General features: G+C 47.9%; 13 protein-coding genes. 5 read left to right on the top strand and 8 right to left on the bottom strand.

From position 1 onward, the window contains the following. Positions 1–129: 129 nt before the first annotated feature. From KW844_RS22940 to KW844_RS22925, 4 genes are all read left to right on the top strand, one after another. Complete coding sequence (locus KW844_RS22940) at positions 130–1,029, top strand: aldo/keto reductase (protein WP_218379127.1); 900 nt, start codon at positions 130–132, stop codon at positions 1,027–1,029. Between the two features lie 49 nt (positions 1,030–1,078). Further along, the gene (locus KW844_RS22935) at positions 1,079–1,768 is read left to right on the top strand and encodes a DJ-1/PfpI family protein (protein ID WP_218379126.1); all 690 of its coding nucleotides are present in this window, start codon (positions 1,079–1,081) and stop codon (positions 1,766–1,768) included. Positions 1,769–1,986: 218 nt separating this feature from the next. After that, positions 1,987–2,808: an N-acetylmuramoyl-L-alanine amidase gene (locus KW844_RS22930; protein ID WP_218379125.1), complete on the top strand. Its 822-nt coding sequence runs from the start codon at positions 1,987–1,989 to the stop codon at positions 2,806–2,808. A gap of 224 nt (positions 2,809–3,032) precedes the next feature. Then, positions 3,033–3,416, top strand: coding sequence for a hypothetical protein (locus KW844_RS22925; RefSeq protein ID WP_218379124.1), 384 nt, complete (start codon positions 3,033–3,035; stop codon positions 3,414–3,416). Positions 3,417–3,475: 59 nt separating this feature from the next. On the opposite strand, the gene KW844_RS22920 is transcribed toward KW844_RS22925, so the two are convergent. The 7 genes from KW844_RS22920 to KW844_RS22890 form a co-directional block, all read right to left on the bottom strand. Beyond that, a complete protein-coding gene (locus KW844_RS22920) occupies positions 3,476–4,714 on the bottom strand; it encodes a glycoside hydrolase family 105 protein (RefSeq protein WP_218379123.1) in 1,239 nt (412 codons plus the stop codon). 238 nt (positions 4,715–4,952) lie between these two features. Further along, the gene (locus KW844_RS22915) at positions 4,953–5,174 is read right to left on the bottom strand and encodes a hypothetical protein (RefSeq protein WP_218379122.1); all 222 of its coding nucleotides are present in this window, start codon (positions 5,172–5,174) and stop codon (positions 4,953–4,955) included. Between the two features lie 18 nt (positions 5,175–5,192). Continuing rightward, the gene (locus tag KW844_RS22910) at positions 5,193–5,780 is read right to left on the bottom strand and encodes an LUD domain-containing protein (protein WP_218379121.1); all 588 of its coding nucleotides are present in this window, start codon (positions 5,778–5,780) and stop codon (positions 5,193–5,195) included. A 23-nt stretch (positions 5,781–5,803) separates the two neighbouring features. Further along, positions 5,804–7,210, bottom strand: a complete 1,407-nt coding sequence (locus tag KW844_RS22905) for a lactate utilization protein B (RefSeq protein WP_218379120.1) — start codon at positions 7,208–7,210, stop codon at positions 5,804–5,806. A gap of 9 nt (positions 7,211–7,219) precedes the next feature. Continuing rightward, a complete protein-coding gene (locus KW844_RS22900; protein ID WP_218379119.1) occupies positions 7,220–7,963 on the bottom strand; it encodes a (Fe-S)-binding protein in 744 nt (247 codons plus the stop codon). Positions 7,964–8,136: 173 nt separating this feature from the next. Further along, entirely contained in the window at positions 8,137–8,922 is a 786-nt protein-coding gene (locus tag KW844_RS22895; protein WP_218379118.1) for an SDR family oxidoreductase, read from the bottom strand. Between the two features lie 37 nt (positions 8,923–8,959). Further along, positions 8,960–10,081, bottom strand: a complete 1,122-nt coding sequence (locus KW844_RS22890; RefSeq protein WP_218379117.1) for an acyltransferase family protein — start codon at positions 10,079–10,081, stop codon at positions 8,960–8,962. Positions 10,082–10,239: 158 nt separating this feature from the next. Between KW844_RS22890 and KW844_RS22885 the strand changes: the two genes are divergently transcribed. Next, complete coding sequence (locus KW844_RS22885) at positions 10,240–11,298, top strand: cellulase family glycosylhydrolase (protein ID WP_255578594.1); 1,059 nt, start codon at positions 10,240–10,242, stop codon at positions 11,296–11,298. A gap of 86 nt (positions 11,299–11,384) precedes the next feature. Here the strand turns inward: KW844_RS22885 and KW844_RS22880 are convergent, their stop codons facing one another. Continuing rightward, the gene (locus KW844_RS22880; RefSeq protein ID WP_218379116.1) at positions 11,385–12,215 is read right to left on the bottom strand and encodes a YitT family protein; all 831 of its coding nucleotides are present in this window, start codon (positions 12,213–12,215) and stop codon (positions 11,385–11,387) included. Between the last annotated feature and the right edge of the window lie 1,084 nt (positions 12,216–13,299).

The following is a 13,299-nucleotide window of genomic DNA, read 5'->3' as shown; positions in this document are numbered from 1 at the left end:
GGTGGTACAATTGATACGAATATAATGGGCTGTTTGTCTAAGCGGCCCACTATTTCATCCTGCAATTGTGCATACTATACCAATGCTTTTACTAATTTGCTGCTGTCGTAAATCTGAAAAAACAGAAAGATGAAATACAATCAATTAGGCCGGTCCAACCTGCAGATCAGCGAAGTAGGCTTCGGCTGTATGTCGATCGGTGCAGATGATATAGCTAACGCTACGCTCATACAGGACGCGATCAGCAATGGCATCAACTTCTTTGATACCGCTGACCTGTACGATCACGGTAACAACGAAACCTCTCTGGGAAAAGCCATCGCCGCCACTAAAAGAGAAGCGCTGGTGATCGCCACCAAAGTGGGTAACCAATGGAAAGCCGATGGCTCAGGGTGGGACTGGAATCCCTCCAAAGCCTATATACTTGCCTCCGTAGAGGAAAGCCTGCGCCGGCTGAATACCGATTATATCGATCTGTATCAACTCCATGGCGGTACCATACAGGACCCCATTGATGAAACCATCGAGGCCTTTGAGACACTAGTGCAGCAGGGCAAAATCCGCTACTACGGCATCTCGTCTATACGACCGGAAGTTATCAGGGCCTACGTGAGCAAATCAAATATCGTGAGTGTAATGATGCAGTATAGTTTGCTCGACAGGCGCCCGGAGGAAACCTGCTTCCCCTTACTGCTGGATAACAACATCGGTGTGCTGGCACGCGGAACTGTAGCCAAGGGACTGCTGGCAGGCAAAACCGCCACCCCTTATCTGAACTATGCTGCAGAAGCGGTAGCACAAGCCGCTGCCGGTATTGCCGCCCTGTCAGATGATAAGCGTCTGCCCTCGCAAACGGCCCTCCGTTACGTACTGCAGCAACCAGCAGTAACAGCAGCAATACTGGGCATCAGAACAGCAGGGCACCTCAGCGATGCCTTGGCAGCCTCCGCAGCAGCGCCGCTCAGTGCGGCCGACCTGGCACAGCTAAATAATATTCTGCCCATCAACAGATACGAACAATTCAGGTAACCAACATGCAGGCATATACGTTATATTAGGGTTCGTAAACCCTCCCGTTATGCAGAAATTAAAAGTTGGAATGCTGCTGTTTCCAGGTGTAACCATACTGGACTTTACAGGCCCATATGAAGTGTTCGCTAAAGCCTGGTGCTTCGAAGTAATTACCGTCGCAGAAACAGCAGACCCGGTAACTGCCGAAGGAGGATTGCGGCTCATTGCAAACACCACCATCGCAAACGCACCACAGCTGGATGTATTGTTCGTGCCAGGTGGCAGAGGAATAAACGATTTGTTGACAAACAGCAACATCCTCGGGTTTCTCCGGCAACAAGCCCCCGCAGCCCGCTATTTCACCTCTGTGTGTACCGGCGCCCTGGTACTCGCCGCAGCCGGCCTCCTGGATGGCTATAAGGCCACCACACACTGGCGTGCGCTGGACCTGCTACGGATGTTCGATGTAGAAGTAGTACAGGAACGAATCGTAAAGGACAGAAACCGTATCACCGGCGGCGGCGTTACAGCAGGCATTGATTTTGGTCTGTCTTTCACAGCCATGATCGGTGGAGAAGAGCTGGCCAAAGTAATTCAACTGCAACTGGAATATAATCCGCAACCACCTTTTCATGCAGGCTCACCCAAAACAGCGGAACTGCCGGTGTTGCAAAGGGCAAGGGAACTTACCCAGCAAATGTTCGAGGTGAGAAGAGGCATTATCAAAAACCTGCTGGCAACAAAAGTAAATCCCTGAACTTAATCGGATTACTTACACGCCAATAAAGTAGTCAATGCCGGTGATGGAAAATAAACAGCCGTTCCTCCACCATTATAACTGCTATACCATAGCAGTACGCACGGCCAGTACGAAAAATATGTCCTGAAATGGCAATGCTGTGGCTGTTTTCGTAAACCGATGACGGCCATCATCAAACAATTCAGCGATTAATCCTAACTTAAAAAAGTATTTAAATGAAGCGCTACGCCGGAATCCTTATTGCATGTGTGATGGCTATGGTGTTGGCCAATTGTGCCAGAAACCCATACAACGCTGCTAATAAAACGTACAAGCGTCAGGCTAAAAATTATGGTAGTACTATTCGACAGCAACCCGCTACATACCGCGGCGCTGATGGATTAACCCCTCCATACTGGGTAGGCACCACCAATTTTAACCTGCGAAAGCCAAACCTGGTGATCATCCACCATACTGCACAGAATTCCTGCGAACAAACGCTTAAAACATTTACAATGGAAAGAACCCAGGTAAGCGCGCACTATGTGATCTGCCGCGACGGCATGATTCATCATATGCTCAACGATTACCTGCGCGCATGGCATGGAGGCCTCGCCAAATGGGGTAATATCACTGATATCAACTCCTCGTCTATAGGTATAGAATTGGATAATAACGGACAGGAACCTTTTTCTGACACTCAAATAAATAGCCTGTTGGTGCTCCTGGACACCCTGAAAAATCGCTATAACATCCCGGTCAACAACTTCGTTGGCCACGGTGATATAGCCCCCGGAAGAAAAGTTGATCCCAGCGCCTACTTCCCCTGGCAGCAGCTGGCCGAAAAAGGTTTCGGCGGCTGGTTCAGCGACACCACCAATGCAGTGGTACCCGATAATTTCAGCAACATCCAGGCACTCCGTATCATCGGATACGACGTGAAAGATACTACAGCAGCTATCGCCGCCTTTAAAAGACACTTCATCCCGCAGGATTCTACCCCCGGCATGACAGACGCCAGCCGAAAAATCCTCTGGATGCTGCAAAGCAGGTATTAATACCGCACTGCAAACCTTAACTATTTTTGGGGTTTACAATTGAATATTAGTTAAACACAGAATCCCGGCTTCCGCCGGGATTATTTTTTGTAAAGTCCATTAAATATGCTATTTTAATAATAGGTAATAAGAAACGATACATACCAAAATCTGCATATTCCGCCCGGCTCGTAAAACTGTACTTATTCTAACGCTATATCTCCTCATCATTAATTCCACATGCCATGAAAATGAGTATCAAATCCCTTATGTTGCTGGTCATGCCAGCCCTGTTACTTCTATGCCTTGCACCCCGGTCCAAAGCTACCACCCTCATTACAAAACCCTTGTATGATACCTGCCTCACAAAAACAGACGTAGCATACGACATTCCGGACAGCCTCCGCAAAAAAGTCAATGCCCTCATCGAAGATAAAATCGGAGGTGGCATCGATGAAAAAGGTATCGTCACCTGGGAAAACTCCCCCGGCGCACCCGAATACTACCAGGTTATCCTCCGGAAAACAAAACTCACCATCAAATACAAAGGCACCGTTTGCGAGGATAAACTAATCTGGGAAAACGTGCAGGCCTGCGAAGGAGAACTCAAAAAAATGCTGAACAAGTAAAAAATAAAAGGGCGCCCGCAACAGGCGCCCCCTTCGATTGTTTCATACTATAATCACGATCACTTCTTCTTTGGTGGATTAGCTGCATGGTACCGCGCAACCTCAATGCCCGCTTCAATCACAGGACCTATGCCATGAAAATCATTTAACTCAGTCGGGCGGTTGTAATAGAAACTAATGTCCGCAGAGGTGTTCGTACCAATACATACATCCTTCAGCAAACCCTCTTCTGTAATCTTCTCCTTTACAATCCCTTCCCAGGCCCTTTCAGCAATGGTGATATAGCGCTTGTCCAGCCAGCCCTCATTCACCGCACGCGCAATGCAATACGCAAACATCGCAGTAGCAGACGTTTCGGTGTAGGAATCTGTTTTGTCAAGCACCTGGTGGAAAATACCCGATGCCGACTGATATGGTGCCACACCCAGTATCTGTCTGGTCAGATCAGCCACTACCGCCGCTCTGCCCGGATGATCCTTCGGCAGGAAGTTCAGTAACTGTACCTTCGCCATCATTACCCAACCGTTAGCACGGCCCCAATGAGCCACCCCCTGGCGTTTCAGATCCTCGTAGTAATAATGCACATACAAGCCGGCTTTCTCATCCCACAGGTATTTGGAAAACTGTAACACCTGCTTCACGGCATCATCATAATATTTCTTTTCACCGGTGAGCTTGCCCATACGCGCCAGAAACGGTACACTCATGTACAGATCATCGCCCCAGATAGTCCACTGGTAAGGATTAGGCCTGCAGAAAGTACCGTCAGGCAAACGCTCCTGTTTACTGAAAATATGATTGGCTGCATTGTCAATATAAGTCTTGTACTCAGGGCGCTTTACCTGTTGATACACATCTAAAACACTGGCTCCCATCGCACCACAGTCATCCAGTACCCTGAAATTAATCAGCTGGTTGAAAGGGAAAGATGGATACTTTTTATTCTGTTGTTGTAATAATTCAAATGGTTTGCAGTTGTCAAAGGCAAAGTCCAGGTGACGCTTCGCATAGTCACTATACTTGCTGTCTTTCGTGTAAGCCGCCAGATCCATCATGGCAATGTTGGTCACCCCATTCGGATAATGCCAGTTACTGGTAGGGTCGGCGACTTTTACTTTCACCCCGGCAGGTATATCCTTGCTGGAAGTATAGGTCTGGTTGTTGTCTCCAATAAATTTAAAGCCGGCATGCCCAATCAGGTGATCCGCCACCTTCCGTACAATGGCAATGTCGCTCTCCTGCGCCACGGCAAGGCTGCACATGCCCATGCCCAGGCAGAATAATGCTAGTTTTTTCATAACGATTACGTGGATTATTAACCGAAAGTAACCCCACTTTTTCATTTATGCAAACGATTGCATAAAATTATCATTTTCCAATAGTTTTATGCTTTAATTTGGAACCCACGAAAACCAAAGGAAGTTTATAATTTCGTAACGCTTTAGGAAGCCCTTATCCGTATAACCGGGAAACTATGTACAGCGTATTTTGCCTGCTGGCACTCAGCGCCACTATGGCCTCCCAGAATAACCAGAATCAGGAGGATGCTGAACTGTTAGCAATAGCTGTACCGGCCACACCTCCCTGCATAACCGCATCTCCTGGGAAGATGCCCGTAAACTCTTCCCCATGGCGGTACAGCAGGCGGAAAATGAAGGGAAATCCGATGTCATACTCCTGAGAGAATCTCCTAAAGGTGACGCCGGTATCCTGCTCCATTTCCGCGATGGTATGCTGTTCAGTATCAGCTACAATCACCCGTGCTGATGTTACTTATTATATCAGGTAGACACTCAGGCTCCTGGCTCCCTGTGCCCCGTGCACCAGCACTGCTCCTATATCCGCGGTGGCAGAAGGGCCCATCATGAAGCATCCATATGCAGTATCTTCCAGGTGTACCCGCAAATAGGCATCATACATATCAGCTACCAGCGCTGCAGGGTCAAGTAAAATAACAAGGTGCTGCGATAAAAAGCCCAGCGCATTGACCACCAGGTCTTCCTGGGTAAGCCATACCATTCCGTTTTCAGCCACGCCAAAACCGGCACGGATAACGCCTACATCCACATCAGCCAGCTCATGAGGGTTTATCACTTTATGAATATCCCTGTTGCCCTGCAAGTCGGGCGTAGCACTGCAGATTACTTTAGCATCGGCATGCTCCTGCGCCAGTAACGCCTGCGCCGCAGCCAGGTCCGCAGGTTTGTGCACCGTAGCGCCGGCATCTCTCAAACGAGCCTCAAAAGCAGGCAACAGCACCGGAATAGTTTTCTGAAAAACAGGAACTGCCGGATATTCAACTTTCTCGGTCGGCAAATGTTGGCGGACAGCATCCAGAATTTGTTCACGCGGGTTGAGATTCATCTTATCAGTTTTAAAGTGTACAGTTATTGTTGCGGTTCTTCGTTGTCTTGCTGTTTATATTGCAGGTACCACTCCCGGAAAGTTTGCTTCGCGAAGTGTGGTAACTCACGGTGACGCCCCCACGGATTTAATCCCCGGTTGTAGAGCAGGAAGTGCGGGGTGACTTTCATGGCGGCGCTGGCAGCAGTTTCTGCACCATGAAACAAGGTAGGGTGTTCAAATACCTTTCCGGCCGCACCAAAGGCCAGCCGGCGACTAATTGGCAAATATTTTTTAGCAGCCATCACCTTTCTCCATTTCAGAATCTGATCGCTGATGTCAATTTTCACCGGGCATACTTCCGAGCAGGAGCCACAAAGGGTAGAGTGGTAAGGCAGCTCACTGTATTTTGACTCATCAAAAGTAGGGTCCAGGATAATGCCGATAGGCCCTGAATAGGTAGCGCCATAGGCCAGCCCGCCACTGCGGCGGTATACCGGGCAGGTATTCATACAGGCACCGCAACGGATACACTTCAGGCTATGCCAGAAATCATCCAGGCCCAAACGCTTGCTGCGACCATTATCCGTTATGATGATATGCAGCTCACCACCTTTTCGCGGACCACTGAAATGAGAGGTATACTGCGTCGCCAAAGTGCCCAGCGCACTACGGGAAAGCAACCGGATAAAAATTCCCAGATCACTCACCTTTGGTAATAACTTCTCTATACCCATACTGGCAATATGTATGGGTGGTACAGATGCACCAATATCCGCATTTCCTTCATTGGTACATACCACAAAAGACCCGGTTTCAGCGATCGCGAAATTAACGCCCGTCATCCCCGCACCGGCCTTGAGAAAGCGTTTGCGCGCATCTGCCCGCATGGCTTCATTCAAATAATGCGGATCTGTATTGTTAGGATCTGTGCCAATCGCGTTTGCAAAAATTGCTGCAATGTCAGCCGGTGTTTTATGAATAGCCGGCATCACAATGTGGCTCGGCGGCTGGTTATCCAGCTGCTGAATACGTTCACCTAAGTCGGATTCAGTCACCGATATACCCCTGTTTTCGAGAAAAGCCGTCATGCCACACTCTTCCTGCAGCATGGACTTACTTTTAATAATTGCATCGATGTTACGGGCAGATAATATCTCCCATAACTGCTGGTTATGTTCAGCAGCATCTCTGGCCCAGTATACTTTTGCGCCCCGTTTGATGGCATTGGCTTCAAACATTTCCAGGTAATGATCCAGATGGGTGAGCGTGTGCTCTTTGATGAGAGAGGCGATGGTGCGCAGGTCCTCCCACTCAGGAACTGCCCTGGCAGCCGCGTCCCGCTTCATACGTGCGGCCCATAGGTTTTTGTCATGAAACGGTTCATGAATATCATCCTGATCTATGAACGATGCCGCATTACCGGCAACGTCTACACGTTGTTTTGCCATATGCTTCCTTTAAAATGGTCCGCCATTTAATACCTGGGCAATGTGGATAAACTTCATATCAATTCCCGCTTTGCGGGCAATACCCTGCTGATGCATCAGGCAGGACATATCCGGGGAAATCACATACTCTGCTCCCTGACGGCTATAATCATGCACTTTATCAAGGCCCATTCGTGCGCTCACGGCTTCATCTGTTACGCAAAAAGTGCCGCCGAATCCACAGCATTCATCCGGGCGATCCAGCGGTACAAGGTCCAGGCCTTCCACCATTTTCAGCAATTCCTCACTTTTGTTGTAGTAGGGGGCCATATGTTCAGATGGCTGTGCAATGTGTAAGCCACGGATGGAACTGCAGCTGTTATGTAAGCTGGCTTTATATCTGAAATAAGCCCATGGAAAAGCTTCTACTTTAAGTATATCATACAGGAACTCCACCAGCTCATAGGTTCGTGTTCTTACTTCCCTAACAGCAGTTGTTTGCGGAATGGCATCGAGATGATGGCGCACATGTTTCACACAACTGCCTGCCGGCCCGATGATGTATTCATATCCGCTGAAATTTTCCACGAACAATTGTTCTGCCGCTGCGGAATTTTCCTGGTCACCTTCGTTGGCCATTGGCTGCCCGCAGCAGGTTTGATTGAGCGGATATTCCACTTCCAGTCCAAATCGCTCCAGCAGCTCATAGGTGGCAATACCAGCCTCAGGATAAATGGCGTCGATGTAACATGGTATGAATAAAGCGACTTTCATGCGGGATGATTGAGTGATCTGCTTTTGATTAACACCACAATAATCATTTTGTTGAAAATCTTACGGAGCAAGGGCTATAAAGTAAGAGGGACGGTGCTCCAGGCACCGTCCCTCTTACTTAAAATCATAAAACAACAAAACACAATCCGCCGAAGGCGGAAATGAATAATTTATTACATCACCGGTGTTTTCCCGCCATCCACCGCAATACTGGTGCCGGTAATATATGCAGCTGCCGGCGATGCCAGAAAAGCCGCCAGTGCAGCCACTTCCTTAGGTTCACCAAAGCGTTTCATCGGTATTTCATTGAGCCATTCTTTCGAAACCGTTTCCGGAGAAACCTTCCGCTGTTTGGCTGATGTTTCAAATAAAGCGGTGAGTCGCCCGGTAGACGTAGATCCCGGCAATACATTATTCACCGTAACGCCATGCGGTGCTACCTCTGTGGCCAGCGTTTTGGCCCAGGAAGCCACTGCCCAGCGGATGGTATTGGATACCCCCAGGTTTTTCAACGGCGCCTTTACAGAAGTACTGATAATATTGATGATGCGGCCATAACCGGCATCAATCATCCCTGGTACCAGTGCCTGCGCCAATACCTGGTTGCAAAGCAGGTGCTGCTCAAAAGCATTGGCGAAAGCCTTTGTTTCCGCATCCAGGATAGGCCCCGCGGCAGGGCCGCCGGTATTGTTTACCAGAATGTGAACAGGAGTAGTAGCAGCCAGATCATTGGCTACACTGATCACCTCATTGATATCGGAAAAGTCGGCAATTTCATACCTGTGCTTCTGGCCGGTACCGCTGTGAAGCTGTGCCAGTGCGGCCTCCAGTCGCTCCTCATTGCGGGCAAGCAGTATGCAGCTGGCACCCAGCAGCGACAATTCAATAGCAGTAGCCAGGCCTATCCCCTGGGAACTGCCGCATATTAAAGCTGTTTTTCCCTTTAATGAAAGTTCCATATATCCTGATATTTGTCGCTAATGTAACAATATCTGCTTATACTCTGACATATATACGCTTTCTGTCCAGCCAGTAACCTACCAGCCAGCATACCAGCATAAAGGATAAGGAAAAAAGCAGCGAGCCGAATTTGCCCGGCGACAACTGTTGAAAAATGTTTTCATTGATCCACGTATATACGTTGACGTTACCTGCCCTGAAAAAGTAAAATAATATCGCCATTACTTCCGATAGCAGATAGAGGAACAATGGATTCTTCCCGAATACAGTAAAGAAGCCGGTTCCGGCAGTAATGCCCATAATGTCGATGAGCATGATTAATATCGATAGTATGATCAGGTCTATGCCCACCGTGAGCAGCACATAGCTGCTGGTCCATAATTTTTTATTAATGGGAAACAGCGGATTCCATAACCAGGCTGCGCCGATGAGGAGTGCGCCGGCCAGTAATAGTTTGAGTACACCGGCGGTGGACTTGCCTTCTCTCTGTATAAACAAACCTGCGTAATAACCTGCTACCACATTTACGATGGCAGGAAAGGTGCTGAGCAGTCCTTCCGGATCAAAGGGAAATCCTTCCCCGTGGTACAGGTGATTATCTCCCAACAGCCAGTGGTCCAATGCCGAACCTGCATTGCCATGAATACCGTACTGATCGCCGGGTGTACCGCAAAACCACAGGATGGCCCAGTATCCCAGCAGGAGGAGGGCGCTGATACTCCACACCATTTTTTTATTGCAGTAGTAAATGAGGAGAGAAGCAAAGCAGTAGCAGAGTGCGATGCGTTGTAATACACCAAATACGCGGGTGTGAGAAAACGGATTAGCTGCCAGGCCGTTTTCTGTATGATGTACAAACGGGAACCAGTACATCAGAAATCCAAGCAGAAATATGATGGCAGTGCGTTTAAATATTTTACCGAGCACGGCCGATTGTGCAAGCGTGTTGAACTTTTTCATACTAAAGCTCATCGCATTGCCGACTGCAAAAAGGAAGGAAGGGAAAACCAGGTCGGTTGGTGTAAATCCGTGCCAGGCGGCGTGTTCGAGCGGTGCATATACGCCACCCGTACCTCCGGTATTTACAATGATCATAAAACAAACGGTTAATCCACGGAATACATCCAATGGAAGAAATCGTTGGGCGGTCTGTGTCATCTGACGCTAAATTTGGTTGATAAGATGGTAAGGATAAGAAAGGTTCATAAGAGCCACTTACAAGATAGCGTTCCATCTCACAAAAAGCAAATTCTATATACAACCGATATTCAATTTGATTATTTTTAGAGCATACCCATTGTCAAAAGTTTTACCATATGTATAAATCATCAATGTTCCACGTATTATTAGTTTGTGCTGTAATGTTATTTGCCTGTGGGCAGGGGGAGAGAAGTATCTGGTCCAAGGAAAAAGCCAACGAATGGTATGCATCGAAGCCCTGGATGCGGGGTTCGGATTTTATTCCCAGTACAGCCATCAACCAGCTGGAAATGTGGCAGGCAGCCACCTTTGATTCCGCTACAATTGACCGTGAATTGGGATATGCGGAAGGCATAGGTTTGAATACTATGCGCGTATATCTCCACCATTTGCCATGGGTGGAAGATGCTGCAGGTTTTAAAGGCCGCATGACTAAATACCTGGAAATTGCCAAAAAACACGGCATTTCTACCATTTTCGTGTTTTTTGACGACTGCTGGAACGATAATCCGGCCAGTGGTCCTCAGCCGGCTCCAAAGCCAGGTATTCACAATTCAGGTTGGGTGAGAGATCCGGGTTCTGCTATTCATACCAGCCCGAAACTGGCGGATACACTCGAGACCTATGTTAAGGATGTTATGAAAACCTTTGCTAACGACGACCGCATTGTGCTGTGGGACCTGTACAACGAGCCGGGCAACAGTAATTATGGCAATCAGAGCATGGACTTGCTGCAAAAAGTATTTCACTGGGGCCGCGAGGCAAATCCTTCCCAGCCCTTATCAGCAGGTGTGTGGCTGCCGGCGCTGGCTGACCTTAATAAGTTCCAGCTGGAAAATTCCGATGTGATCACCTACCATAATTATAACGATGAGCATGCGCACCAGGAAGCGATAGATACTTTACGGAAGTTTGGTCGTCCGTTGATTTGCACGGAGTATATGGCCCGTACGCGTAACAGTCGCTTTGATAATATTTTGCCGTTGCTGAAAAAAGAAAAGATTGCTGCCATCAACTGGGGACTGGTAGCGGGTAAAACCAATACTAAATATGCCTGGAATGATCCTAAGCCCAATGGGGATGAGCCGGCAGTATGGTTCCACGATATTTTCTGGCCTGATGGTAAGCCTTATGATTCAACGGAGGTGAACCTGATTAAATCATTAACGAAATAATTTTTATCGGGTAGGGCTGGGACCCCAGGTCCCAGCGCCCTACCCGATAAATTCTTTCACCGAAGGTGGAAGAATTTATCGGGTAATTACATAGAAAACCCACGTCCTAATACTTCATGTACCTCATGTATAACCAGGAAAGCTTCCGGATCAGTTTCCTGCACAAGTCCTTTCAACCGCATCAGCTCCTGTTTACCAATCACTACGTATAATACTTCCTTGCTCTCTTTCGTATAGGCGCCATGTCCATGCAGCACGGTACAGCCACGTTTCATGTCTTTTGTTATTTTATCGGCCAGTATTTCTGATTTTTGGGAGATGATGGTGATCGCGCGTTTGGTATTTAACCCGTCCACGATGAAATCTACTGTTCGCGCGCCTATATATACCGCGATGAAGGTATACATCGTATTTTCCAGGCCGATAATGAAGGCGGACAGGCAGATAACGATGATATCAAAGATAAGCATGGCATTTCCCAGGGAGATGCCAAATACTTTGTTGACCAGTCGCGCGATAATAGCTGAGCCTCCCGTGGTGCCACCCGAGAGAAAAACGAGGCCGATGCCGATGCCCACCAGCAAACCTGCGAATACGGCTGCCAGTAGCGTGTTTTGTGTTACCGGTCGCATGGTATTTTCAGTAACGTATAGCCATAGCGAGCAAAAGATGATTCCCAGTATGGTGTACAGCATGGTTCGTTTGTCGAGTACTTTATAACCTACTACAATCAGCAGGGCATTGGCAATAAAGTTCAATATGCCTGGCGACCATCCGAAGTAGTAGTAGGCTGCAATGGTTAAACCGATCACGCCGCCTTCTGAGAGTTTGCTCGGAATGGCCAGGTAGTTGATACCTACTGCAAAAATGAACGCGCCTATAATAATGAGCAGGACGTTCTTAACATGTTCTTTCATGACGCAAAATTATAGGATTTTAACACAATGTGGGCAATGCTATTCTTGTAGCGTTAATATCGGGAGATTGAATAGTAATGCAGATGGTAAAAAGGGATTAGCAGGGCACTACGCTTCCAGTACTCACCTTAATTGTGTAGGAGGAAATCTTCCATTACTCAGCGTAACTGGAGCAAGCAGGGCGGACGTCCTGCGTACCCCAGTTTAAACGGCACCGAAGGTGCCGTTTAAACTGGGGTAAAAAAATATTTTTAACTTTTTTCGTATATCTGTTTGGAAATATTAATTCCCTATGTATATTTGTCTACCGATTTGGTAGACTAATAGTGTCGCTACCGTCGCAGGGGAGTATGGCAATTGCTCCCGGCATCCTTTGATCCACCAGCAAGGTGCTGTGCCAGTATTTTAAAATGTGTAAACAGCACAATATGAAACAGCACAACCTGAAGAGTGGACTGCGAAAACCATCGCTACATTCAGCATTACAATCTACCTGTTCCCGTTATTACAACCCGGCCCGCTATGGTAATAGTTGTTGCTGCCGGTAAATGATCTTGCGTTCTGTAAGCTGTAAATAGAATGCCTGGTGAGGTTCGCGGGAACGGTATGCTGCAAATTTATTGGTGGTAAATTTTTCAGTAACATACCTGACCCGCACCGCCCCGGCATCTCACACGGCCGGCTAAAATATTTCCTGTTCTTTACTAAAGTTATATATCAGACACGGTTCTGCGGGGTGTGCTTTCCGGCAATACTGGTGGGTTTGCCGTCAAATACCCCGTGAACTGACCGTCTGTATTTTTTTATTTTTCAGACGATGAAGGTTACATCACAAATTAATGTACTAACGTATTCGTATATACGTTTTTCGGAAAGCCTAACATATCAATAGGAACCACCTGCTTTCAGGTAAGGTGCCCCAGTGCCAGCAAGTCCCGACCCCATGTCGGGACTTCATTGTGTGCGCCAGGCATGGCGATCTGCTATAGGGTGCAAGTCCCGAACCCACTTTGTAGTAGGAAGGGTTAGCCAATAGCAAGGGTGTCGCGGGCGACTGCGAATCTGAAGGAAGCTGGCGGCAAAT

It is taken from the genome of Chitinophaga sp. sic0106, assembly GCF_019219075.1.
GTDB lineage: Bacteria > Bacteroidota > Bacteroidia > Chitinophagales > Chitinophagaceae > Chitinophaga.
The sequence above is the reverse complement of the archived record's forward strand: the minus strand, read 5'-3'. Positions and strand labels throughout refer to the sequence as shown.